Below are 24,639 nucleotides of genomic sequence, written 5' to 3' on the forward strand. Positions count from 1 at the left end.
GTTAATTGCAATTATAACTATTCTGGACAAAATCGACAATAAAAAATCGATTTTTAACACAATCGGGGAGGCGGCAGTCCGCTTCGAAAAGTGTTTCAGCCCTTCTGTATTCTTCATTTTTTTATGAAAAAGTATCTTATAAAGGCTCAATAAGCCATCTGTTTTTAGTAAGGGAAGTATCTTTTTGTCAAAAAAAATAGCTAAAACATAGTTGTATATTCAAAAAGAAGTGATATTTTTGTCGCAAAATGATTTATGTAAATAAAATTTTATGGAAAAGATAGATAATCTAGATCGTCAGATTCTCGAGATTATAATGCGCAATGCTCGCATTCCGTCGAAAGACGTAGCCGCCGAGTGCGGCGTTTCGCGTGCGGCTATCCACCAGCGCATACAGCGCATGATCGATATGCACGTGATTACCGGTTCGGGGTATCATGTGAACCCCAAGTCGCTGGGTTTCAGAACTTGTACCTATATTGGGGTGAAGTTGGAGAAGGGGTCGATGTATCGCGATGTAGTTCCCGAGCTCGAAAAGATTCCCGAGGTAGTGGAGTGCCACTTTACCACAGGTCCCTATACAATGTTGTGCAAGCTCTATGCCCGGGACAACGAGCATCTGATGGAGCTCTTGAACGACAAGATTCAGCACATCAAGGGGGTGGTTTCGACCGAGACGCTTATCTCGCTCGAGCAGAGCATGAACCGCGAAATTCCGGTGATGAAGGAGTAAGCAACGATTTGCACGGGACACGCTGTGCAGACTCGACGTATAAAGACGAGGATGGCTTCGACGCATGTAGCGCGGGGCCATCCTCGTTTGTTATCAGCGGGTTGGATAATAATCCATGGGGGAAGCATGCCGTATTTTCTCAAGCGGCGGGCGTTACCCGATTGTTTTGCCCCAGTTTCCGGTTGGTTTGCCAGAGCATCAGCAGGGTGACGAGGGTGGCAATCGTGTCGGATACCGGCATGGCGCCCCACACGCCGTTCAGTTCGAACAGGCGGGGGAAGATGAGCAGCAGCGGTATGAGAAAGATGACCTGCCGCGTAAGACTCATGAAGATGGCCTTCGAGGCCATGCCCAGCGACTGGAACAGGTTGGTGGCGACCATCTGGATGCCCACGATGGGGAAGACGCCCATGGCGATGCGCATGCCGTGTATAGCCACGTCGATAAGATGTTCGTCGGTGGTAAAGGCCCGTATGATGTAGTAGGGGAAGAAGGTGGAACCTATCCACCCCACCGTGGCGCAGAGGGTGGCCACGACACAGGTAATCTTGAAGGCCCGTTTCATGCGGTCGTAGTTGCCGGCTCCGTAGTTGTAGCCCACGACGGGCTGCATGCCCTGGCACAACCCCACGATGAGCATCACCACCAGGGTGGCGTAGCTGTTGAAGATGCCGAAGGCACCAATGGCCTCGTCGCCTCCGTAGCGGTAGAGCGAGGTGTTGATGATGGCGTTGATTACGCTGCTGGCGATATTGATCAGGAAGGGTGACATGCCTATGGAGACGATGTTGATGAGGATGGCCCACTCGAGCTTGAAGTACCGGCGGTGGAACCGCACGTTGCTGCGGGTGTTGCAGAAGTGTGCCATCACGAAAACCGCCGAGATGGCCATGGCTATGTCGGTAGCGATGGCCGCCCCCTTGATGCCCAGCTTGAGGCCGAAGATGAAGATGGGGGCGAGAACGAGGTTGGAGAAGGCGCCGATGAGCATCGTGTACATGGCCTTGCCGGGATAGCCCGAGGCCCGCATCATGTTGTTGAAGCTGTAGCACAGGTTGGTGCAGAGCATGCCGGGCATGATGTAGAGCAGGAACTCGCGGGCATAGGGTATGGTGCGGTCGCTGCCGCCGAAGCTGCGCAGAATGTCGTCCATGAAGATGACGAAGAGCGAGAGGTAGCAGAGGGCGAAGGTGACGGAGAGGATGAGGCTGTTGGCCAGAATCTTCTCGGCCTTCTCCTTGTCGTCCTGTCCCATCACAATCGAGATGCGGGCCGCCGCACCCTGTCCGACCAGCATGCCGATGGCTCCCGAAATCGACATGATGGGGAAGGTGAGGGCCAGCCCCGATATGGCGTCGGGGCCCACACCTTGCCCGATAAAGATGCGGTCGATTACGTTGTAGAGCGACATGACCATCGTCCCCACGATGGCCGGTACCGAGTACCGCCAAAGCAGTTTGCCCACGGGGAGCGTGGCCAGTTCGGCGCGAATGTTGTTCTTGCTGTCGTTCATCGTTCAGGTCAGAAATCTCAAGCGGGGTCGCACCAGTCGCCGTTGGCTTTGATGAGGGCGATGAGCTTTTCGATAGCCTGCTCCTCGGGTATGTTCTTTTCGATACAGCTCTTGCCTTTGTAGAGGCTCACCCGGTTGCGACCGGCACCCACGTAGCCGTAGTCGGCATCAGCCATCTCGCCGGGACCGTTTACGATACAGCCCATGACACCTATTTTGAGTCCGGTCAGATGCGAGGTGGCCGCTTTGACCCGGGCCAGAGTCGTTTGCAGGTCGAACATGGTGCGTCCGCAACTGGGGCACGAGATGTATTCGGTCTTGCTGAACCGCTTGCGGGCGGCCTGCAAAATGGTGAACATGTAGTCTGTGAGGCTCTGTGCTGCTATTTCTCCCTCGTTGCAGAGGTAGACACCGTCGATGAGGCTGTCGAGCAGGAAGGGGCCGAAATCGGCTCCGGCCTTCACTTGCAGCTCCTCAGGGTTGTTTTCGCGATAGTCTCGCTTCAGTATCACGGGGCAGGTGCAGCCGGCTGCGGTCAGCCGAGCCAAGGCAGCACGCGTGTCGCCCACAGGGTTGATGTGGTGCGAGGTGACGATGAGTACCACCCCCTTCTCGCCGGCCAACCGGTTGAGCAGCGGCTCGGTCAGTTCGGTCGTGTCGGCCTGCAGGAACCGTAAGGGAGCCTGGCTCAAGGTCAGGGCTTGCCAGTCGGTTGCCCGGAAGAGCGGGCAGGTGCGGGCCTCACCCCGGTAGTGGGGATAGTCGACAATCGAACGCACCGCACCCCCGGCCGCCTGGTCGCGGGTGTAGTAGAAGTCGGCTTTGGCTCCCTTGCCGGGTTTCCCCTCGGCCAGGACCACCGGCTGTTCGCCGGCGCCAATCTCCTCGATGTGCTCTTTGGGGCGGGCGGCCAACTGCTCGAGCGAGAGGTGGGGAGCCTCAATGGGTGTATGGCCGGCCCGGGCGGTGATGTAGTCGACCAGCTTGCGGGCCACCGGCACCTCGGCCTCGGGCGCTTCGCTTAGCGAAACCCGTATGGTGTCGCCTATACCGTCGGCCAACAGGGTGCCTATACCCACGGCCGACTTTATCCGTCCGTCCTCTCCATCGCCGGCTTCGGTCACCCCCAGGTGCAGCGGGTAGTGCATGCCCTCGGCATCCATCGTCTGGATGAGCAGCCGCACGGTGGCTACCATCACCACCGTGTTGGAGGCCTTGATCGAGATGGCTACGTCGTCGAAATGTTCGTCGCGGCAGATGCGCAGGAACTCCATGCACGACTCGACCATGCCCGCCGGCGTATCGCCGTAGCGGCTCATGATGCGGTCGGAGAGAGAACCGTGGTTCACTCCCAGCCGGATGGCCGTGTGGTGCTCCTTGCAGATGTCGAGGAAGGAGACAAACCGCTCCCGCAGGCGTTTCAGTTCGGCGGCATACTCCTCGTCGGTGTAGTCTATCTGCTTGAAGGTGCGGGCGCTGTCGACGAAGTTACCGGGGTTGATACGCACCTTTTCGACGGTGCAGGCCGCTGCGTCGGCCGCCTTGGGGTTGAAGTGGATGTCGGCCACCAGCGGGGTGTGGTATCCCCGCTCATGAAGCTCTTTCTCGATATTGGCCAGGTTTTCGGCCTCGCGCACCCCCTGGGCGGTAAGTCTCACATAGTCGGCCCCGGCCTCGATAATGCGGATACACTGCTCTACGCTGCCCGGGGTGTCGAGCGTAGAGGTGTTGGTCATCGACTGTATGCGTATCGGGTACGACCCTCCGAGAGGCGTGTCGCCTATCTGTACGACGCTGCTTTCCCGGCGACGGTAGTTGTAATAGTCCATGATAAAAGAGAACGGCGTGAATAGCGATTAGTTGGTTTTGAATTTGTATTTGACTTCGGCCAGCGCCTCGTTGGCGGCAACGATTTTCTGGGTGAGTCCGGCTTTATATCGCTCTACCTTTTCGGCAATGGCGGCATCGCCCAGGGCCAGCATCTGGGTAGCCAGGATAGCGGCATTGAGCGAGGCGTTGATACCTACGGTAGCTACGGGGATTCCCGGGGGCATCTGCACGATGGCCAGCAGGGCGTCGAGACCCTCCATGCCCGATTTGATGGGCACACCGATGACGGGCAGCGGGGTCATCGAGGCGATGACGCCGGGCAGGTGTGCAGCCATGCCGGCCGCAGCGATAATGACTTTGATGCCGCGGGCTTTGGCTCCTTTGGCAAACTCCTCGACCTGAGCCGGGGTGCGGTGTGCCGAGAGGGCCAGCATCTCGAAGGGGATTTCGCACTCGTCGAGCAGCTTGGCGGCTTTCTCCATGACGGGGAGGTCGGAAGTGCTCCCCATGATTATACTTACAACAGGTTTCATAATGGTATATATTACTTATCGGTTATACAAAAATAAAGAACATCGACCCGCAGCAGAGTATCCCCAGGGCAAATCCGGCGCCTACCTGTCCCAGCGTGTGGCGTTTGAGCAGGATGCGCGACGAGCCTATGGCACCGGCCAGCAGCACGGAGGCAATCTGCAGCGGCAGGATATAGGGGGTGAGCATGAGGCCGTAGAAACTCATCAGAAAGACCAGCGTCACCATGGAGCCGGCTGCCACCATGTGGGCGCTTATCTTCCAGTACCGGTTGATGAAGAGCGAGATGATGAGCGCGACGATGGCACCCGCGATGAAGGCGATAATCCAGCTGGGTATCCCGAATCGGTAGAGATAGAGGTAGCAGGCTACGTAGCAGGCGAAGTTGATGAGGTAGGGGATGGTACGCTCGGTGCGTTCGTGCAGCCTGAAGTCGCTGATGTGTCCCAGTTTGTAGAGGATATAGATGCCCAGCGAGGGGAGTATGCAGGTCGTGAGCAACACCCCCACGATGACGATGCCCAGCAGGCGGTCGCCGAAGATGCGCATGTACGACGTGTAGAGCGCGATGGCGATGCCGTAGGTAGGCATGAGCAGCGGATGAAACACGGTCGACAGTAGGGTTGCCAGTTTGTTCATAAGTCGTTATGTTTTTTTTAGTCGTTCAAATCTCTTTGCGCAACCGGGCCACGGGGATGGAGAGCTGCTCGCGATATTTGGCGATGGTACGTCGTGCTATGGGGTATCCCTTCTGTTGCAGCATCTCGCACAGCTTGTCGTCGGAGAGCGGCTTGCGCTTGTCTTCGTGGTCGACCAGCTCTTGCAGCAGCCGTTTGATTTCGCGGGTCGAGACCTCTTCGCCGGTATCGTTCTGCATGGCCTCGGAGAAGAAATATTTTAACGGATAAATACCGAAATTTGTTTGCACATACTTGCTGTTGCTGGCCCGCGAGATGGTAGAGATGTCGTAGCCGGTACGCTCGGCCACATCTTTCAGAATCATCGGCTTGAGGGTACGCTCGTCGCCGGTGAGGAAGAACTCCTTTTGCAGCTCGACGATGACCGTGATGGTCTTGAGCAGTGTCTCTTGCCGTTGCTTCACGGCGTTGACAAACCACTGGGCCGCGTCGAGTTTCTGCTTGACAAACAAGAGGGCATCGCGTTTGTCGCGGGTCTGGTTCTGTTTGTTCGACGAGTAGTCTTCCAGCATGTCCTGATAGTCACGGCTTACGTGAAGCTCGGGTATATTGCTGTTGTTGAGGCTGATGGTGAGCTCGCCATCCTGAGCCTCGACGTAGAAGTCGGGGATGATGTGGTGCTCCGAGTTGCCCGAGTAGCTGTTGTTCCAGGCACTGCCCGGCTTGGGATTGAGCAGGGTGATTTCGTGAATGGCCTGTTTCAGCTCTTCTTCGCTCACGTTGCACTGGCGCATGATTTTGTCGTAGTGCTTCTTGGAAAACTCGTCGAACATCTGGTCCACGATTTTGTAGGCCAGCAGGTTGGCGGGTGTACCCTCGTGACGCTCGAGCTGCAGCAGCAGGCATTCGCGCAGGTTCGAGGCCCCCACGCCGGCAGGTTCGAACTCCTGAATCATTTGCAGAATATCCTCGACCTGACTCACTGGTACGTCGAGCCCCACCTGAAAGATGAGGTCGTCGGTGATGGCCTGGATGGGGCGCTGCAGATAGCCGTTGTCGTCGATGTTGCCGATGATATATTGGGCAATCTGATACGACGTGTCGTCGAGCGGCTGTTCGCCCAACTGGCTCTCGAGGTAGTCGTGGAACGACGAAGCCGAGACAAAGGGAATATCCTCTTTCTTGTCGTCTTTCGAGAAGTTGTCGGCCTCGAGCCGGTAGTCGGGGATGTCGTCTTCGGTGCGGTAGTCGCCCAGCGAGAGCTCTTCGGCCGATTCGGTGGGATTCCCGTCTTCGTCGGCGTTGGGGTTGTAGTCGTTCAGGCTGTCGAGACTTTCTTCCCGGCCCTCTTCCAGGGCGGGGTTGTCGACCAGCTCTTGTTGCACGCGCTCTTCAAACTCCACTTCGGTAAGTTCGAGGAGCCGGATGAGCTGTATCTGCTGGGGTGAGAGCTTTTGTTGCAGCTTCTGTTGTAGCTGCTGTTTCAGTGCTGCCATAGGCCGAGAATCATTTGCAAACGAAGGTAACGATTTTTACGCTAAATAAGTAAAAAAATGAGAATTTTTAACCCCGCGCAATATCTGTTTGAGGTAGGCGAAAAAAAAGAGCCGTATATCGGGATGATATACGGCTCGTATGGCGGAACAGATAGAATCTGTTACTGTTTCTTGTTGTCGCGGTGACGGTCGTTGCGCGGGGCTCTTTCGGGACGGGGCAACAGAGCTTTCATCGAGAGACGGTATTTGCCGGTCTTCTTGTCGATTTCGATGAGTTTCACCGTTACTTCGTCGCCTTCGTGGATACCCGAGGTCTCCATCGTCTCGAGACGGTCCCAGCTGATTTCCGAGATGTGGAGCAGACCATCTTTGCCGGGGAGAATCTCTACGAATGCACCGAAGGGCAGAATCGATTTCACTACACCGGTATAGGTTTCGCCCTCTTCGGGTTGAGCCGTGATGGCTTTGATGCGGCGTTTGGCATCCTGAATCGACTCGAGGTTGGCTGCCGAGATTTCGATGTGGCCCTCGTTGTCGATTTCGTCGATGGTAACGATGGCACCGCTGGCTTCCTGAATGCTTTGGATGATTTTCCCGCCCGGGCCGATTACGGCACCGATCATCTCTTTGGGGATAATCATCGTCTCGAGACGAGGCGCATGCGGCTTGAGGTCGGCACGCGGTTCGGCGATGGTATCGGTGATGATGTTGAGGATGTGCATACGACCCTCGCGAGCCTGGTTCAGGGCTTTCTCGAGAACTTCGTAGGAGAGACCGTCGCACTTGATGTCCATCTGGGTGGCGGTGATACCGTCGCGGGTACCGGTCACCTTGAAGTCCATGTCGCCGAGGTGGTCCTCGTCACCGAGAATATCGGAGAGGATGGCATATTTCACATTGTCTTTGTCGGTAATCAAGCCCATGGCGATACCCGAAACCGGTTTCTTGATCTGTACACCGGCATCCATCAGGGCCAGCGTACCGGCACAAACGGTAGCCATCGACGACGAGCCGTTCGACTCGAGAATATCCGATACGACACGGATTACATAGGGGTAATCCTTCGGGATCATGCGCTTGAGGGCGCGGTTGGCCAGGTTGCCGTGACCGATTTCACGGCGGCCTACGCCGCGTTGAGCTTTGGCTTCGCCGGTCGAGAAGGGGGGGAAGTTGTAGTGCAGCAGGAAGCGGTCGCGACCCTGGTTGAGCACGTCGTCGAGAATCTTCTCGTCGAGTTTGGTACCGAGGGTAACGGTGGCCAGGGCCTGCGTCTCACCACGGGTGAACACGGCCGATCCGTGAGGACCCGGCAGGTAGTCTACTTCGCACCAGATGGGGCGAATCTGCGTGGTGGTACGGCCGTCGAGACGGATGCCTTCGTCGAGGATGCAGCGACGTACGGCCTCTTTTTCTACATCGTGGTAGTAGCGGCGTACGAGCGGTTCCTTTTCGGCGAGCTCTTCTTCGCTCAGACCGGCCAGATAGTCGTCGACGATAGCGTCGAAGGCGTTTTGGCGGGCGTGCTTGTCGGCATTACCCGAGCGGGCAATGGCGTAAGCCTTGTCGTAGCATTTTGCCCACACGTCTTTGCGCAGATCTTCGTCGTTGGTTTCGTGGCAATATTCGCGTTTTACGGTCGAACCCACGGCCTCGGCCAACTCTTTCTGTACGAGGCAGTGAACCTTGATGGCTTCATGGGCGGCTTTGAGGGCTTCGAGCAGGTCGGTCTCCGAAACTTCGTCCATTTCGCCTTCGACCATCATGATGTTTTCATAAGTGGCACCTACCATCAAATCCATGTCGGCTCTTTCGAGTTCGCTGAAGGTAGGATTTATTCTGAATTTACCGTCGATGCGGGCAACCCGTACTTCCGAAATAGGACCGTTGAAGGGAATATCCGACACGGCCAGGGCAGCCGATGCGGCCAGACCGGCCAGGGCATCGGGCATGTCTACGCCATCGGTCGAGAACAGCATGATGTTCACGAAGGTGTCGGCGTGATAGTTGTCGGGGAACAACGGACGCAGTACGCGGTCTACCAGGCGGGCGGTGAGTATCTCGTAGTCTGAAGCTCGGCCCTCACGTTTGGTAAAACCTCCGGGGAAACGGCCGAAAGCTGAATAACGCTCTTTGTATTCTACTTGCAAAGGCATGAAATCCACGCCTTCACCGGCTTCTTGTGCCGAACATACCGTGGCCAACAGCATGGTGTTGCCCATGCGTACTTCTACGGCCCCATCGGCTTGCTTGGCGAGCTTGCCGGTTTCGATGGTGATGGTCCTTCCATCACCCAAATCGATGGTCTTCTTAATAACTTGTTTAATCATAAAATCGATTTTTCTGTATTTTTTTCTTCTCAAAATCACGCAAAGATAATGAAAGTTTGAATGCAAAACTATGATTATGAAATAAAAATGAAAAAATATCGCCTATAAAAGTAGTTTGGCGAACAGATAGTGCGGTTTTTTGCGGGGGCATTCTTTCATTTTGCTTTTGGTACAGAGGCACCGAGGCATTGGAATGTGTGAAAAAAAACATATCTTTGTAACTGGTTTTCTCCAAGGGGAGATGGCCATGAACTTAAAATCTGAAACAATGAGAAAGTGGATATTTTTATGTGCGATAGCCGTGGCTGTTACCTCGTGTAGCAAGCGGCAGTTTACCATCGAAGGCGACGTGACGGGTGCTCACGGACAAATGCTTTACCTCGAATCGCTGGCTACGGGACAGCCTGTGGCGCTCGACTCGGTGACTCTCGACGACAAGGGCGCTTTCAAATTCAAACAAGAGGCACCGCAATATCCCGAGTTTTATCAGCTGCGGTTGAATGGGGCTCTGGTTCATTTTGCCGTCGACTCTACCGAGACGCTGTCGTTCTCGGCCCGGGCTACCGATTTTGCCGACGGCTACGAACTGACCGGTTCGGACGAGTGTACCAAGATGCGCATCGTGACCGACGAGAGCGGTAAGTTGAAACGTCGCATCAATGAACTCAACAAAGCTGTATCGGCCAACAGCAACCAGGTCGATACCTTGCGGGCACAAGCTATTCAGGCTTTGGCCGAGTACAAGGAGAAGATGCTCAACCTGGTGCTGGAGAATCCGGCATCGGCCGCCGCTTATTATATCGTGTTCCAGGAGATTAACGGCAGTCGGGTATTCGACCCTTACAATGCCGAAGACCGCAAGTTGATTGCCGCCGTGGCTACGAGTTTCGATATGCACTATCCCGAGTCGCCCCGCGCCAAGCAGTTGAAGCAGATGACACTGGAAGCCATCGCTGCCGAGCGAGCTGCCCGCCAGAGCAACGAGGCCAATATCGAGGCAGAGACTACCTCGTATATCGACGTGGAACTGTATGACCAGTTGGGTCGCAAGCAGACCTTGGGCGAGCAGGTGGAAGCCAATAAGGTGGTGCTTCTCAGTTTCACCGCTTACCAGACCGATTATTCCCCGGCTTACAATATGAAGCTGGCCGAACTCTACAAGAAATACAGGAGCCGTGGTCTCCAGATCTATCAGGTTTCGCTCGATGCCGACGAACAGTCGTGGAAGGTAGCTGCCGACAATCTGCCGTGGGTGTGCGTGCGCGATCCGCAGAGTGTCTATTCGCGCAACGCCGCTATCTATAATGTGAAGAACTTGCCTACCTGTTTCGTCATCGACAAGAACGACGGCATTGTGAAACGCATCGAGAAAGTGGGTGAAATCGAGGCTGCTATACAATCGCGTCTCTAATGAGCCGACAAGTAAACTTTTGACGATTCTCGGCGTTTTTTTTTGGAAGATTAAAAAAAGGGCGTATCTTTGTCACAGTGAAAGCACAAAAAGGAGTCCCGGCTAACGGCGGGATTTCTTTTTTGTTTAATATGGAATAATAATTTATAAACACTATAGGAGTAAAATTATGGCTATTACGTACATGACCGAAGAAGGTTACAAAAAACTGATGGAAGAGATAGCTTATCTCGAAAATGTGAAGCGTCCCGAAATCTCTCGTGCGATTGGCGAAGCTCGCGACAAAGGTGACCTCTCGGAAAATGCCGAGTATGATGCTGCCAAAGAGGCACAGGGCATGCTCGAAATGAAAATCTCGCAGTTGAAAGATCTCGTGGCCAACGCCCGTTTCATCGATGAGAGCAAGTTGAACACCCACACGGTGCAAATCTTGAACACCGTAACTATCAAGAATGTCAAGAATGGCGCGGTAATGAAATATACCATCGTGTCGGAGTCGGAGGCCAATCTGCGTGAAGGCAAGATTTCGGCCACGACACCTATCGCCAAGGGTCTGCTGGGCAAGCAGGTTGGCGACATCGTTGAGATTCAGGTTCCTTCGGGCCTGATGTCGTTCGAGATTGTAGATATTTCCATTTAACCCCATAGGCCGGTGTGCACACGTTGCATATCGGCTTTTTTGTCACAGGCGTTCTCCCGCTCTCTCCTATAGTTTGCAGAGCGGGAGAACGCTTTTTTTTGTTCCCTTTCCCTATCTTGTCGCCGACAGGAGCAGCTCCGACACAACTCCAAGATGAAAAGTTTGTTTTCTTTTTGCCTCTGCTCCCGCCTTTCACTATCTTTGAATAAGATAGGAGTCGGTTCGGCATAGTCAAAGTTGAAAACTGCGTTTTCCTTTGCCTCTACTCTCACCTTTCACTATCTTTGTAACAACTAAAAAACAAGAAACCATGGCAACCATTTTCAGTCGTATTGTAGCCGGTGAAATTCCGTGCTACAAAGTAGCCGAGGACGAGAATTATTTTGCATTCCTCGACATCAATCCCGTAGCCAAAGGGCATACGCTGGTGATTCCGAAAAAGGAGGTCGACTATATCTTCGATCTCGACGACGAGGCTTATGTAGGTCTCACCCGCTTCGCCAAACGGGTGGCCCGGGCTATCGAGAAGGCCGTGCCCTGTAAACGGGTAGGTGTGGCCGTGATGGGTCTCGAAGTGCCTCATACGCACATTCATCTGGTGCCTATCAACCACGAGTCCGATATGAATTTCTTCCGCGACAAGCTGTCGCTCGACGCTGCCGAAATGCAGTCTATTGCCGATGCGATTGCTCGCGAAATGAAGTGATGAGGAGATAGACCAAGATAACGACGGGGCGGCTCAAAAACAGTTTTGGGCCGCCCTGTTGGTATGTTGGTATGGGATAAGTATATATTAAAGAGGTAGGTATGCGTGCCAGAGGTTACTCTCTATTTGATTTCTCGGCGAGCAGGCGCTTGCGCAGAAACTTGGCAGGATACCAGGCGGTAACGAAGCCCAGGATGAGGACGATGGCGGTGACGGCCAGCGTGTCGAACAGTTCGAGCCGTACGGGGTAGGCGTCGGTGATGAACATACCCTCGGTGCTGCCCAGCTTCAGCAACCCGTACTCCTGTTGCAGGTAGCAGAGTATTACCCCCAGAATGAGGCCCGAACCGGCCCCGATAGCCGAGATGAGCCACCCCTCGGCCAGGAATATGCGCGAGATGAGTCGGTCGTCGGCTCCCAGTTTTTGCAGGGTGTCGATGTCGCGTTTCTTGTCGATGATGAGCATCGAGAGGGCGCCTATTACGTTGAAGGTGGCAATCATCAGGATAAACGAGAGGATGAGGAAGGTAATCCACTTCTCAATCTGTACCCACTTGTACCAGTCGTTCTGCTCGATGTGGGTCGCCACGCGGTACGAGTCGCCCAAAGTCTCTTTCAGCTTCTGGGCCACGGCATGCTCGGTGTAGTCGGGAGCGAGGCGCAGCTCGATGGCGGTTGCCTCGGTGGTGTAGCTGAACATCTCGCGGGCGGTGGCCAGGGGCAGAATCACCAGTTGGTCGTCGTAGATGGCCTGGTTGGAGCAGAAGACGCCGGCCACGAAGAAACGCCTGCTGTTGAACGATTGTGCCGGGTTGGCCAGATTGACCCGTCCCAGCCGGTTGGGAGCATAGAGCTCTACGGGGTAGGGGGTGTTGGTGGCGATACCCAGTTGGGCGGCAATGCCTATGCCCAGCGATACATAGTCGACTCGCCCGTCGTTGAGCATGAAGGTGCCGCTGGTGATAAGCTCCTCGATGTGCGACAGCTGGGTATAGTTGTCGGGAACCCCTTTTACCAGCACCGGTTGCTGGCGGTCCTTGTATTGGCACAGGGCATTCTCCTCGATGACGGGCGAGACGATGGCCACCTCGGGCCATGAGGCTATCTGTTTCAGCTCGGGAGCCTCGGTATCGAGCGTTTTCCCCTCACGCGGAGTAATCTTGATTTGCGGGTCTATCTGCGAGTAGAGCGACCCGATCAGCTGCGTGAATCCGTTGTAGACCGACAGGGTGCAGATGAGTGCCAGCGTGGTAATGGCCACCCCGCACACCGATACGATCGATATGGCATTGATGGCGCTGTGCGACTTCTTGGAGAAGAGGTAGCGCCAGGCAATTTTGCGGGAGAGCCGACTCATCGGTATACGCTATTTTTTCAACAGCGAGTCGATATTCTCGATGTAGTCGAGCGAGTCGTCGAGGAAGAACGAGAGTTCGGGCGTCTTTCGCAACTGGAAGCGCACGCGCTGCGACAGTTCGTAGCGTATGGTCTTGGCGTTGGCGTTGATGTTGGCAATCATTTCGGCGCTCTTTTCGGGCGGGAAGATGCTCAGGTAGGCTTTGGCCGTACTCAGGTCGGGGCTGACGCGTACCACGCTCACCGAGATGATGATGCCGTGGGTCTTGCGGGTTTCGCCCAGAAAAATGTCGCTCAGCTCCTTCTGCAGCAGGCGGCTTATTTTGTTCTGTCGTGTTGTTTCCATATATAGCTCCTTTTTTTAGATATAACCAAGTTGAGTGGGTAAAGATTGTGTGGCATTACGGTTTTTTCCACAAAATGGTGAGCCCGTCGCGCAGGGGCAGAATCACCTTCTCTACCCGGTTGTCGGTGGCGACGAAGTCGTTGAAGCGTTCGATGCCCACCGTTTGGGCGTCGCGGCTGTGCGGGTCGGTCACCACCTTGCCGTCCCACAGGGTATTGTCGGCCAGGATGATACCCCCCGGCCGCACCTTGGGCAACACCAGCTCGTAATACTTCAGATAGTCGCGCTTGTTGGCGTCGATAAACACGAGGTCGTAGGTGTCGGCAAGGGAGGGGACAATCTCGCAGGCGTCGCCTATGTACAGTTTGATACGGTCGCCTACGGGCGAGCGGTCGAAGTAGCTGCGGGTGAAGTCTTCGATTTCGTCGTCGATTTCGATGGTATGCACTTCGCCCCCTTCGCACAACCCCTCGGCCAGGCAGAGGGCCGAGTAGCCGGTGAAGGTGCCCAGCTCGAGGATGCGGTGCGGCCGCATCATGCGACAGAACATCTTGAGAATGCGCCCTTGCAGATGGCCCGACACCATGCGGGGCCGCAGGTGATACAGGTGCGTATTCCGGTCGAGCGCGGCAAGCAGTTCGTCCTCGGGGTCGATGTGGGTCAATATGTACTCTTCCAGTTCGCGGGTCATGCTTCGGCGTCTTCGATATTGGGCAAGGTATAGTGGTTGAAGTTGTCGAGCACTTCGCTTATCCGGTTTATCTCGAGGAATGTGGTGCCTTTTCCTTCGCCGAATCCTCCGCCCAGGTAGGCAATAAGGTCGTCGCGGTCGATGAGGTGCAGCTCCATGAGGTGGTTCAGACCGTTGAACAGGTATTCGCGCGAGGTGCGGGTGCGCTCCTGATAGAGGGGGAATACGCCGTAAGAGAGAGCCAGCAACCGTATGGTGCGCTCGTAGTAGCAGAGAGCCAGCACCGGGTAGCGTCCCCGGTAGGCAGCCACATAGCGGGCGGTGCGGCCCGTATAGCTGTCGGTGATGATGGCCTTTGTACCCAGTTTGTTGAAGGTCTTTACCGCCTGTTTGGCCAGGAACGAGGTGACGTCGGGTTCGTCGGCCGACGAAATGACCCGGATGTTGCTCTCGGTGAGCTTGTTGTTTTCGGCCTCCTCGGCTACGCGGGCCATGGTGGCTACCGCCTCGACGGGATATTTGCCGTAGGCCGTCTCGCCGCTGAGCATGAGGGCGTCGGTGTGCTGGTAGATGGCGTTGGCTATGTCAGTTACCTCGGCACGGGTGGGCCGGGGGTTCTTGATCATCGAGTGGAGCATCTGGGTGGCGACGATAACCGGCTTTTTGGCCTGGATGCACTTCTTGATGAGGCGGGCCTGGATGCCGGGAATCTTCTCCTGGGGTACCTCGATACCCAGGTCGCCGCGGGCTACCATCACGCCGTATGCGGCCTCGAGTATCTCGTCGATGTTGTCCACACCCTCCTGGTTTTCGATTTTGGCGATAATCTTGATCGGGCTCTTATACTCGTCGAGAATGGCCTGAATGTCGAGCACATCCTGTTTGCTGCGCACGAACGAGTGGGCAATGAAGTCGATTTCCTGCTTGATGGCATAGCGGATGTTGCGGATGTCGCGCTCGGTGAGCGAGGGGAGGTTGATGCGCACGCCCGGCACGTTGACACTCTTGCGGGCTCCCAGTTCGCCGTTGTTGAGCGACTCGCACAGCAGTTCGTCGTTCTCTTTGCCGCGTACGATGAACTCGAGTTCGCCGTCGTCGATGAGGATGTGGCTGCCCACCTCCAGGTCTTGGGCAAAGTTGGGGTAGCTTACCCCGATGTATCCGTGGCCGGTGAGGGTCCCCTCGCGGCCGGTAATGCGCACGAAGTCGCCCGTGACAAACGACAGATTGTTACCGTCGGCCAGTGCGGTGGTGCGCACCTCGGGGCCCTTGGTATCCATCAGGATGGCTATTTTGTTGGAGACGGCGCGCACGTTGTCGATGATTTTGCGGAATCCCTCTTCCTGCAGGTGGGCCGAGTTCATACGAACGACATTCATGCCGTTGTCGTAGAGTTGTTTGATGAAGTCGACATCGCAGCGCGAGTCGGATATGGTCGCTACTATTTTCGTGTATTTGGACATAGGTGAAAGGGGTTTATCGTTTTTTTTCAATCAAAGCCTCGATGGCAAGTCGGTACGAGTCGAGTCCGAACCCGATAATCGAGCCGGCAACGGCTGCCGCTATCATGGATTTGTGGCGGTACTCCTCGCGGGCGTGGATATTGGAGATGTGTACCTCGACCACGGGGGCCGGTACGGCACGTATGGCATCGCTCAAGGCGATGGAGGTGTGGGTGTAGGCTCCGGCATTGAGCACGATGCCGTCGCAAGAGAACCCCGCCTCTTGAATCTTGTCGATGAGTTCGCCCTCGATATTGGACTGGAAATAGCCGATGCGGTGGTCGGCATAGCGCTGTTGCAACTCGCCGAGAAAGTCGTCGAAACTTTTTTCCCCGTAAATGCTCTTTTCCCGTTTGCCCAACAAGTTGAGGTTGGGCCCGTTGATAATGAGTATATCCATAATAACAATCTTTTTTGTACGGAGAGTCTCTCTGCCGATTGTCCCTCCGGCCTTTTTGTCTATTTAGATTCGATGCGATAGGATACGGCTCGGCATAGTCCAATTTGAAAGTTTTGTTTTCAGTTGTCTCTGCACTCGCCTTTCGCTATCTTTTAGATAAGACAGGATGCGGCTCGGCAAAAAAATCTCAAACGAGTTTGATTTTTCTGCACTCGCCTTTCACTATCTTTACAGAAGATAGGAGTCGGCTCGGCATAACCCAAACACGAAACTGGGTTTCGGTTTGTCTCTGCACTCGCTTTTCACTATCTTTAGATAAGACAGGATGCGGCTCGGCAAAAAATCTCAAACGAGTTTGATTTTTCTGCACTCGCCTTTCACTATCTTTGCCCTGAAAGCCGATGCTCCGGGATATTCTCCCTAAGATAGGGCAAAATTACGGAAAAAAATGATATATCGGATAAAAAGAGTATGCCAAAAGTCGATGCAGATAATTTGTTGAAGCGTTTTGGGCGCTATTTGAAGTTGGAACGAGGGCTTTCCACCAATACGGTAGAGGGCTATCAATGCGATGTCGAGAAGCTTGTGGATTTTATTCAGACCGAGAATCTCGATTGGAGTCAGGTTACCGGCGACGACCTGCACCGGTTTGTATGCACGTTGCAAGACCTGGGCATCGGAGCCCGGTCGCAGGCTCGCATCATCTCGGGAATCAAGTCGTTTTTCGGTTTCCTGAAGTTGGAGAAGCTCATCGAGAACGACCCTTCGGAGTGGATCGAGAGTCCGAAGCTGGGGGTGAAGTTGCCCGATGTGCTCACGGTCGATGAGGTAGACCGTATGGTCGAGTCGTTCGACCTGTCGCAACCCGAGGACCGTCGCAACCGAGCCATCATCGAGACCCTCTATGGTTGCGGGTTGCGGGTGTCGGAGCTGGTGGGGCTGCGTATCTCCGATCTCTATTTGACCGACGGTTATATCATTGTCGAGGGCAAGGGCGAGAAGCGTCGCCTCGTTCCTATCTCGCAGAACGCGATACGCGAGATAAACCTCTATATGGAAGACCGGCGGGAGCTCGACATCAAGCGGGGCAGCGAGGATATTCTGTTTTTGAACCGGCGGGGGGCGAAGCTTACCCGGGTGATGGTCTACTATATTGTGAAACGGGCCTGCGAGCGGTGTGGCATTCGCAAGCAGGTGAGCCCCCACACGCTGCGTCATACCTTTGCCACCCACCTGCTCGAGGGGGGGGCCAACCTGCGGGCCATTCAACAGATGTTGGGGCACGAGAGCATCACCACCACCGAGATATATACCCACCTCGACAGGCAGTTCCTGCGGCAGGAAATCTTGCAATATCATCCCCGAAACCAGCGGAAAGCCCCCAATAAAGGGGGTTAGAGAAAAAAATTTGTATAAAAATAGTGAGAGTGTTCTATTTTTGTTTATTTTTGCCTTTAAATATGAAATGCACTAATTCTGTTCTTCAAAATAGGAAAGGAAATATTTCAAAAATAAGTGTAACCAAACAATTATTATTATGATTAAGAAAATCTATCTTCCCCTAATGCTTCTCATGACATTGGCATTTGTAGGGTGTAACAAAGACATGAAGCCGTTATCGGCCGATTATTTTACGGTGACCCCTTCTCCTCTTGAAGTAGTAGGTGGCCAGGTTCCTGCAACCATTACGGGAACTTTCCCTGAAAAGTATTTCGATAAGAAATCGGTAGTTACAGTAACTCCCTACCTGGTTTACGCCGAGGGTGAAACTGCCGGTACTCCGTTTGTTTATCAAGGGGAAAAGGTAGAAGGTAACGACCAAGCCATTTCGTACAAAATGGGTGGTGTTGTTTCCATGCCTGTAAATTTCAAATACATTCCCGAGATGCGTAAATCGGAACTGCAACTGGCTTTCAAAGTTCAAAGAGGTAACAAAACGTATGAATTGCCTCGTGTAACGGTTGCCGAGGGTGTCGTTTCTACGGCCGAAATCGCCAACGCTCAAGAGGTGAACCCCGCTATCACGCCCGACAAGTTCCAACGTATTATCAAAGAGACCTACTCGGCCGACATCATGTTCCTCATCCAACAGGCCAACCTGCGTGCCGAGCAACTGAAATCGGAAGAGATGAAAGCTCTCCACAACGAAATCAACGCTGCTGCCGAGGCTCCCAACAAAGAGTTGACCAACATCAACATTTCGTCTTACGCTTCGCCTGATGGTGGTGTGAAACTGAATACCACGCTGGCCGAGAACCGTGAGAAGAATACGGTTAACTACATGAAGAAGAGCTTGAAGAAAGACAAAGTTGAAGCCGACATGACTGCCGAATTTACGGCTCAAGACTGGGAAGGTTTCCAAGAACTGGTTTCGAAATCGAACATCCAAGACAAAGAGCTCATCCTGAACGTACTTTCGATGTACTCCGACCCCGAACAACGCGAACGTGAAATCAAGAACATGTCGTCGGTATTCAAAGTATTGGCCGAGGAGATTCTCCCGCAACTGCGTTATTCGAGAATCACGGCTTCGGTGAACGTAATCGGTAAATCGGACGAGGAAATCTCGAAACTGGCTCAAGAAGATGCTAAAGCCCTCTCGGTTGACGAACTGCTCTACGCTGCTACGCTGGTTAAGACCAACAAAGAGAAAGCTGCCATCTATACGAAAGTAGTTGAAATCTATCCGAACGACTACCGTGGTTACAACAACCTGGGTATGGTTCAATACGAAGAAGGCGACCTCGCTGCTGCCAAAGCTAACTTCGACAAGGCTGCCCGCATCGCTCCCAATACTCCCGAGGTGGCTATGAACCAAGGTTTGATCGCTCTCTCGAACAGCGATTACGCTGCCGCCGAACAAGCCTTTGGCAAATCGGCCGGTGTTGAGGAACTCAACGAAGCTCTGGGTGTATTCTACATGAAGAAAGGCGACTACAACGCAGCCGTAAAAGCATTTGGCGATGTTAAATCGAACAACGCCGCTCTGGCTCAAATCTTGGTAAAAGATTACAGCAAGGCTAAAGCTACGCTGGCCGGTGTTGAAACTCCCAATGCCAATACTTACTACCTGATGGCTGTTCTGGGTGCTCGTACCAACAACGAACAAATGGTTGTTTCGAACCTGAAGAAAGCTATCAGCATGGATTCTGCAAAAGCTCAACAAGCTGCTACCGATCTTGAATTTGCCAAATTCGACATCGCTTCGCTTGTAAAATAAGTTAGCAGATAAATAGACCATCATAGGGCCGAGGTTGCATGTGCAACCCCGGCCCTCTTTTTTCTCCGAAAGGCAAAGTTGCCTGAAAGAGGGTTTTTGTTTCAGTTTGTTCGCCTGGGAGCGTGATAATTACGGTTAAACTTGTACATTTGCAAAAAAAATACAGATTCGTAACAATGAAAAGTCATAAGAACCTTTGGGCCCTCTTGCCGGTCCTGTTGTTTGTCGTCTTGTCGTTTATCTATTTCTCGCCCGACGTTGTCGAAGGCAAGATTCTGTTCCAACACGATACCCAGCAGGGGTTGGCCATAGGCCACGAAGCCAAGACCTACGCCGAGCAAACGGGCGAAATGCCTCGCTGGACCGGCTCGGTATTCTCGGGTATGCCTACCTTCCAGATTGCACCCACCTACTCGAGCAACGCTCCGCTGAAGGGGTTGCAGCACGTCTATAACCTGTGGCTGGTATCGCCCGTGTCGCTGGTCTTCATCATGATGCTGGGCTTCTATATTCTGCTGCTCACGCTCAACGTGCGGTGGTATCTGGCGGCCTTCGGTGCGGTGGCTTATGCCTTTTCGTCCTACTTCTTCATCATTATTGCGGCGGGCCATATCTGGAAGTTCATCACGCTCGCCTACATTCCCCCTACGATTGCCGGCATCATTCTGGCCTATCGGGGGCGCTATCTGTTGGGTGGAGCCCTGGCGGCACTCTTCGGCGCGTTGCAAATCATGTCGAACCACGTGCAGATGTCCTACTACTTCCTCTTTGTCATCTGTGCCGTAGTCGTTGCCTATGGCGTGGAGCACTACCGCTCGCACACCATGCCGCGCTTTTTCAAGGCCACCGGCGTGTTGCTGGTAGCTGCCGTGCTGGCCGTGGGTGCCAATGCTTCGAATCTGTATCACACCTACAAATATTCCAAAGAGTCGATGCGTGGAGGCCATACCGAGCTCTCTTCGCCCGATGGCGACAAGGTGGCCAAACCGGCCGGAAGCGGTCTGGACAAAGAGTATATCACCCAGTGGAGCTACGGCAAGATGGAGACTCTCACCCTCCTGATTCCCGACAGCAAGGGTGGTGCCAGCGGTCCGCTCTCTGAGAGCGAGCGGGCGGTGAAGGCGGCCAATCCCGAGATTCGTCCCTACCTGTCGCAACTCGATCGTTACTGGGGCGACCAGCCCTTTACCTCGGGACCGGTCTATGTGGGTGCCCTCATCTTCTTCCTCTTCGTGCTGGGTTGCTTCATCGTGCGCACGCCGCTCAAGTGGGCCTTGCTGGTGGTGACGATTCTGACCGTCATGCTCTCGTGGGGTAAGAACATGATGTGGCTCACCGACTGGTTTATCGATTACTTCCCCATGTACAACCGATTCCGTACGGTGTCGAGCATCTTGGTGGTGGCCGAGTTCTGCATGCCGCTGCTGGCCGTGCTGGCGCTGAAAAAGATATTCGACGACCCGTCGATACTCTCGCGTGAGAAACGGTGGTTCTACCTGAGCGGCGGCATTGTGGCCGGTATCGCTCTGCTGGCGGCTCTGGCCCCTGGCCTCTTCGATACCTTCTTGAAAGACTATGAGCGCGAAGCCGCCGGTCAACCCGGTTATGCCGAACTCTTTGCCGGTGTGGCCGAAGCCCGCAAGGCTATCTTCACGGCCGATGCCTGGCGATCGTTCATCATCGTGGTGCTGGGCTTTGCCGTGCTGTGGCTGCTCAATCGGAAGAAGGTGAGTGCTACCGTGGCCATGGTGGCCCTGGCGGTGATTCTGGTAGGCGATATGTATCCGGTCAACAAGCGCTACCTCAACAGCGACAACTTCGTGACACCGGCCCGCAAGACCAATCCCTTCCCCATGACCGATGCCGACCGCTATATCCTGCAAGACAAGGACATGAATTACCGGGTGCTCAATGCGGCGGCCGGCGAGACGCTGGCAGCCAGTTTCAACGAGCCCCGCACGTCGTATTACCACAAGTCGGTCGGCGGCTACCACGCCGCCAAATTGCGCCGCTATCAAGACCTGATAGACCGTCAGCTCGTCAATGGCAACATGGTGGTACTGAACATGCTCAATACCCGCTACATCATACAGCCGCTCGAGGATGGGCGCGAGACCGTCGTGCGCAACCCCGGAGCGCTGGGCAACGCCTGGTTTGTATCGGAGGTCGAGTGGGTCGACAATGCCGATGCCGAGATGGCAGCCATTACCGACTTCGACCCGTCGCACACGGCGGTGGCCGATCGCCGCTTTGCCCGGGAGATTGGCGACAAGGTGGTTCCCCCCGCAGCCGGTGACACCATCTACGAGACTGCCTACAAGCCCGACGAGCTCACCTATCGCTACCGTTCGCAACAAGGCGGTTTAGCGGTCTTCTCCGAGATTTATTTCCCTTGGGGCTGGCAGGTGACTGTCGACGGGAAACCCATCGATATGGCGCGTGTAAACTACGTGTTGCGGGCTGTCAATCTGCCGGCCGGCGAACACGAAGTGATATTCCGGTTCGACCCGCCCTCGGTACATACGACCGAAGCCATTGCCTATGTGTCGCTCTTCCTCATCCTGGCCGGCTTTGTGGGCACGGGGGTAGTCTATTGGCGTCGTCGTAAATCGGTACCGCAAGCCTAAAAGCCGTAGTCTATGCAGAAGAAGTTCTGGAAGGAGTATACCTCGCCGATGAGCCGCATGCGTCAAGCCTGGGGGTTCGGCATCCACTCGCCCTTTGCCTTTCGTCTCATCACGAAGGTGATACGCGAGAAGGCCCGTTATTATGCCTATGATGATGTAGAGGCAATAGCTCGTGCTCGTGTCATCGATGCCCTTCAGCGGCGGCAGAAACGGCAGCGACGGCTCATCTCCAAGAGCCGGGGGCGTCTCTTTTTCCGGCTGACCAACTTCTTCCGGCCCGACGACATTCTCGAGATAGGCTCTTCGTGGGGCATCTCGTCGCTCTATTTGCGGCTGGCCGAGCGTTCGGCACGTCTGACGATAGTCGAGCCGAATGCCGAGATTGGCAGTTTTGCCGAACAGCTCTTTGCCGAGGCCGGCGAGCAGGCCGAATTTGTGCGGGAACCTCATGCCATTGCACTCCCCGATTATCTGGCCGGTGAGCACGAGGGTTTCTATATCGTGGTCAATCGTCTGCCCAAGGCTCAGTATCGGGCGTTGCCCCGGTTGCTCGACCCGGCGCTCGACAAGCCTTCGATATTGATAATCGACGGCATTCGCCGGAATAGTGCGGTGAAAGAGTGGTGGGAGTCGCTCCTCAAGGACGAGCGGGTGCGCGTGACGGTCGACATGAAAAATGTGGGGTTTGTCTGCTGCAATCCCAAACTGAACAAACAGGATTATCAGGTATCGTTGTAAGGGGGCCTATTCGGCCAGAATTTTGCGGATGGCGGCCTCGTCGGCTACCAGTTGGGCCTGCAGTGCCTCGATGTGGGCAAACGTCTGTTCGGGGCGTATATACTGCACCAGCTCCACCGCTAAAGCCTCGCCATAGAGATTGCCTGCGAAGTCGAAGATATTGGCCTCGATACAGTAGTCGTTGGGGCGGTTCAGGGTAGGGCGGTTGCCGATGTTGAGCATGCCGCCGTAGCGATGTCCGTCGGCCCGTACAATCCGCACGGCATATACCCCGTTTGCCGGAATCAGCTTATCGGGGTAGTCGATGTCGATATTGGCCGTGGGGAATCCCAGCTCGCGCCCCACATGAAAACCGTTCACCACATGCCCGTGAAGCGTATAGGGGTATGACAGCAGGTGGTTGGCTGTGGCCAGGTCGCCCTGCAACAGCAGCTTGCGAATGATCGACGAGCTCACCGGCCCGGCGTCGGTCACCAGCTCCTCGGCGTGTAGAATCTCCATCCCCAGCTCCTTGCCATATTTCACATAGTCGTCGAATCCCTCGGCCCGATTGTGACCGAATCGATGGTCGTAGCCGATAATCAGCCCCTTGACCCGGTACTGCGACGACAGCACCCGAAGGAAGTCGAAGGCCGAGAGCATGGACATCTCGCGGGTAAAGTCGAGAAAAATCACGCGGTCGACACCCGTTTGCCGCAGCAACGCCTCGCGTTCGTCGGGCGAAGTGAGCAGGCGAAACGGCACCTCGGGGTGCAACACCTGTTGCGGGTGCGTGCGAAACGAAATCACGGCCGATGCCAGTCGACGTGCAGCCGCTTCGGCCTCGACCCGGGCAATCACGGCCCGGTGGCCGCGGTGCACACCGTCGAATACGCCCAGCGTAGCAAACAGCGGTTGGTTCGGAGCTATGTCGGTCGGTCGGGTGGTCATGGGCGAGAGTTGAAAAAGTCGATAATGCCGCAGTCGGGCGTTACGAGATGAGTCTTGAATCCGAGAGCCGCGGCGGCATCGAGGTTCTTTTGCGAGTCGTCGAAGAAGAGCGTCTCCTGCGGTACGATGTGCGACGAGGCAATCACCTTCTCGAAAATCTCGGCATTCGGTTTGCAAGCTTTCAGCCGGTAAGAGAGGTAGATGTCGTCGAAATAATCCTCCACCGTCAGCCCCTCCTGGGCAAAACAGTCGGCAATCTTCGTGTCGAACATGATGGGATTGGTGTTACTCAGCATCATCACCCGGTAGTGGCTGCGCAACCGGCGCAACAACTGCAGACGCTCGACGGGGATACCTACGAGAAACGCGTTGATGGCATCGACGATGTCGCGGTCCGACACCCCGTCACGACCGATGCGACGGTGCATGTAAGCCAGAAAATCGGCCGCCGATATTTCGCCGGCCTCCAGTTTCATAAACTCGCCCTGCTGGCCATACAGCCCCAGCATGTTGGCCGCCTGCGTGTCGCCCAGCGCCGCCAGCGCATCGACGCACTGCTGTTGGTCGAGGTCGATAATCACCCCGCCCAAGTCGAAAAGCAAATTGTGAATACCCGTCAATGAAGCCTCCATAGCTCTACAAGTTAAGTGATGCAAAAGTAGCGAATTTTGTGCAGCTATCGGGTATTTGTAAAGAGAATTTAGTACATTCGGGCCTGTTGCCGGGAGGCCCTGGCCGCTTCGATTGCACGATAGGCAGCCGTCGGCAATCCTCGACTCAGCCGCAATATCTGTCGTTGAACTCTGCCCGGACTCTATCGTCGCGATATTTTCGAGAAAAAACGGCAAAATATTTGTGGCTTTCTATGAAAACCGCTATCTTTGCACTCGCTTACGGAAATATCCGTGCCGGTCCTATAGCTCAGTTGGTTAGAGCATCTGACTCATAATCAGGGGGTCCTTGGTTCAAGCCCAAGTGGGACCACAACTTCAGAAAATCTATCA

21 protein-coding genes and 1 tRNA gene are annotated in these 24,639 nt (G+C 54.8%); 9 read left to right on the forward strand and 13 right to left on the reverse strand.

What is annotated here, in order from left to right; all coding sequences use genetic code 11:
- The first annotated feature begins 271 nt into the window (after positions 1 to 271).
- Complete coding sequence (locus tag Q1K76_RS10450) at positions 272 to 733, forward strand: Lrp/AsnC ligand binding domain-containing protein (RefSeq protein ID WP_025278550.1); 462 nt, start codon at positions 272 to 274, stop codon at positions 731 to 733.
- A gap of 139 nt (positions 734 to 872) precedes the next feature.
- On the opposite strand, the gene Q1K76_RS10455 is transcribed toward Q1K76_RS10450, so the two are convergent.
- The 6 genes from Q1K76_RS10455 to pnp form a co-directional block, all read right to left on the reverse strand.
- A complete protein-coding gene (locus tag Q1K76_RS10455) occupies positions 873 to 2,246 on the reverse strand; it encodes an MATE family efflux transporter (RefSeq protein ID WP_300133174.1) in 1,374 nt (457 codons plus the stop codon).
- Positions 2,247 to 2,263: 17 nt separating this feature from the next.
- Entirely contained in the window at positions 2,264 to 4,075 is a 1,812-nt protein-coding gene (locus Q1K76_RS10460; protein WP_300133176.1) for a 4-hydroxy-3-methylbut-2-en-1-yl diphosphate synthase, read from the reverse strand.
- A gap of 27 nt (positions 4,076 to 4,102) precedes the next feature.
- The gene (purE, locus tag Q1K76_RS10465) at positions 4,103 to 4,609 is read right to left on the reverse strand and encodes a 5-(carboxyamino)imidazole ribonucleotide mutase (RefSeq protein WP_087407839.1); all 507 of its coding nucleotides are present in this window, start codon (positions 4,607 to 4,609) and stop codon (positions 4,103 to 4,105) included.
- 22 nt (positions 4,610 to 4,631) lie between these two features.
- Entirely contained in the window at positions 4,632 to 5,246 is a 615-nt protein-coding gene (locus Q1K76_RS10470) for a hypothetical protein (RefSeq protein WP_300133178.1), read from the reverse strand.
- 25 nt (positions 5,247 to 5,271) lie between these two features.
- The gene (rpoN, locus tag Q1K76_RS10475) at positions 5,272 to 6,741 is read right to left on the reverse strand and encodes an RNA polymerase factor sigma-54 (protein ID WP_300133181.1); all 1,470 of its coding nucleotides are present in this window, start codon (positions 6,739 to 6,741) and stop codon (positions 5,272 to 5,274) included.
- Positions 6,742 to 6,902: 161 nt separating this feature from the next.
- Positions 6,903 to 9,068, reverse strand: coding sequence for a polyribonucleotide nucleotidyltransferase (gene pnp / locus Q1K76_RS10480; protein WP_300133183.1), 2,166 nt, complete (start codon positions 9,066 to 9,068; stop codon positions 6,903 to 6,905).
- Positions 9,069 to 9,336: 268 nt separating this feature from the next.
- Here pnp and Q1K76_RS10485 point away from each other — a divergent pair, with 268 nt between their 5' ends.
- The 3 genes from Q1K76_RS10485 to Q1K76_RS10495 all read left to right on the forward strand — a co-directional run bounded on the left by Q1K76_RS10485 (position 9,337) and on the right by Q1K76_RS10495 (position 11,825).
- A complete protein-coding gene (locus tag Q1K76_RS10485) occupies positions 9,337 to 10,479 on the forward strand; it encodes a redoxin domain-containing protein (protein ID WP_300133186.1) in 1,143 nt (380 codons plus the stop codon).
- A 169-nt stretch (positions 10,480 to 10,648) separates the two neighbouring features.
- Positions 10,649 to 11,119, forward strand: coding sequence for a transcription elongation factor GreA (greA, locus tag Q1K76_RS10490; RefSeq protein ID WP_087407834.1), 471 nt, complete (start codon positions 10,649 to 10,651; stop codon positions 11,117 to 11,119).
- A 310-nt stretch (positions 11,120 to 11,429) separates the two neighbouring features.
- Positions 11,430 to 11,825 (forward strand): HIT family protein, encoded by a 396-nt coding sequence (locus tag Q1K76_RS10495; RefSeq protein WP_087407833.1) that lies wholly within the window; start codon positions 11,430 to 11,432, stop codon positions 11,823 to 11,825.
- Positions 11,826 to 11,940: 115 nt separating this feature from the next.
- Here Q1K76_RS10495 and Q1K76_RS10500 read toward each other — a convergent pair whose 3' ends face one another.
- The 5 genes from Q1K76_RS10500 to aroQ are packed head-to-tail and all read right to left on the reverse strand — an operon-like array spanning position 11,941 to position 16,120.
- Positions 11,941 to 13,182, reverse strand: coding sequence for an ABC transporter permease (locus Q1K76_RS10500; RefSeq protein ID WP_258327615.1), 1,242 nt, complete (start codon positions 13,180 to 13,182; stop codon positions 11,941 to 11,943).
- A gap of 9 nt (positions 13,183 to 13,191) precedes the next feature.
- Positions 13,192 to 13,527, reverse strand: coding sequence for a 30S ribosome-binding factor RbfA (rbfA, locus tag Q1K76_RS10505; RefSeq protein WP_087407831.1), 336 nt, complete (start codon positions 13,525 to 13,527; stop codon positions 13,192 to 13,194).
- A 55-nt stretch (positions 13,528 to 13,582) separates the two neighbouring features.
- Positions 13,583 to 14,218: an O-methyltransferase gene (locus Q1K76_RS10510; RefSeq protein ID WP_087407830.1), complete on the reverse strand. Its 636-nt coding sequence runs from the start codon at positions 14,216 to 14,218 to the stop codon at positions 13,583 to 13,585.
- A complete protein-coding gene (gene pyk / locus Q1K76_RS10515; RefSeq protein WP_087407829.1) occupies positions 14,215 to 15,681 on the reverse strand; it encodes a pyruvate kinase in 1,467 nt (488 codons plus the stop codon). The genes Q1K76_RS10510 and pyk overlap by 4 nt, the downstream gene beginning before the upstream one ends.
- A gap of 13 nt (positions 15,682 to 15,694) precedes the next feature.
- On the reverse strand, positions 15,695 to 16,120 hold the full coding sequence (gene aroQ, locus Q1K76_RS10520; RefSeq protein ID WP_258327616.1) for a type II 3-dehydroquinate dehydratase: 426 nt from the start codon (positions 16,118 to 16,120) through the stop codon (positions 15,695 to 15,697).
- 471 nt (positions 16,121 to 16,591) lie between these two features.
- Between aroQ and xerD the strand changes: the two genes are divergently transcribed.
- From xerD to Q1K76_RS10540, 4 genes are all read left to right on the forward strand, one after another.
- Positions 16,592 to 17,518 (forward strand): site-specific tyrosine recombinase XerD, encoded by a 927-nt coding sequence (gene xerD, locus Q1K76_RS10525; RefSeq protein WP_300133191.1) that lies wholly within the window; start codon positions 16,592 to 16,594, stop codon positions 17,516 to 17,518.
- Between the two features lie 139 nt (positions 17,519 to 17,657).
- On the forward strand, positions 17,658 to 19,340 hold the full coding sequence (locus Q1K76_RS10530) for a tetratricopeptide repeat protein (protein ID WP_300133194.1): 1,683 nt from the start codon (positions 17,658 to 17,660) through the stop codon (positions 19,338 to 19,340).
- Between the two features lie 176 nt (positions 19,341 to 19,516).
- On the forward strand, positions 19,517 to 21,967 hold the full coding sequence (locus tag Q1K76_RS10535) for a YfhO family protein (protein WP_300133196.1): 2,451 nt from the start codon (positions 19,517 to 19,519) through the stop codon (positions 21,965 to 21,967).
- Positions 21,968 to 21,979: 12 nt separating this feature from the next.
- Positions 21,980 to 22,705, forward strand: a complete 726-nt coding sequence (locus Q1K76_RS10540) for a hypothetical protein (protein ID WP_087407824.1) — start codon at positions 21,980 to 21,982, stop codon at positions 22,703 to 22,705.
- Between the two features lie 6 nt (positions 22,706 to 22,711).
- Here Q1K76_RS10540 and ribF read toward each other — a convergent pair whose 3' ends face one another.
- Together ribF and Q1K76_RS10550 are read right to left on the reverse strand one after the other, a co-directional pair.
- A complete protein-coding gene (gene ribF, locus Q1K76_RS10545; RefSeq protein WP_087407823.1) occupies positions 22,712 to 23,635 on the reverse strand; it encodes a riboflavin biosynthesis protein RibF in 924 nt (307 codons plus the stop codon).
- A complete protein-coding gene (locus tag Q1K76_RS10550) occupies positions 23,632 to 24,267 on the reverse strand; it encodes an HAD family phosphatase (RefSeq protein WP_087407822.1) in 636 nt (211 codons plus the stop codon). Before Q1K76_RS10550 ends, ribF begins: the two co-directional genes overlap by 4 nt.
- Before the next feature lie 278 nt (positions 24,268 to 24,545).
- Here Q1K76_RS10550 and Q1K76_RS10555 point away from each other — a divergent pair.
- Positions 24,546 to 24,619: transfer RNA gene (locus Q1K76_RS10555), tRNA-Ile, on the forward strand.
- Positions 24,620 to 24,639 lie beyond the last annotated feature (20 nt).

It is taken from the genome of uncultured Barnesiella sp., assembly GCF_946496565.1.
GTDB lineage: Bacteria > Bacteroidota > Bacteroidia > Bacteroidales > Barnesiellaceae > Barnesiella > Barnesiella merdigallinarum.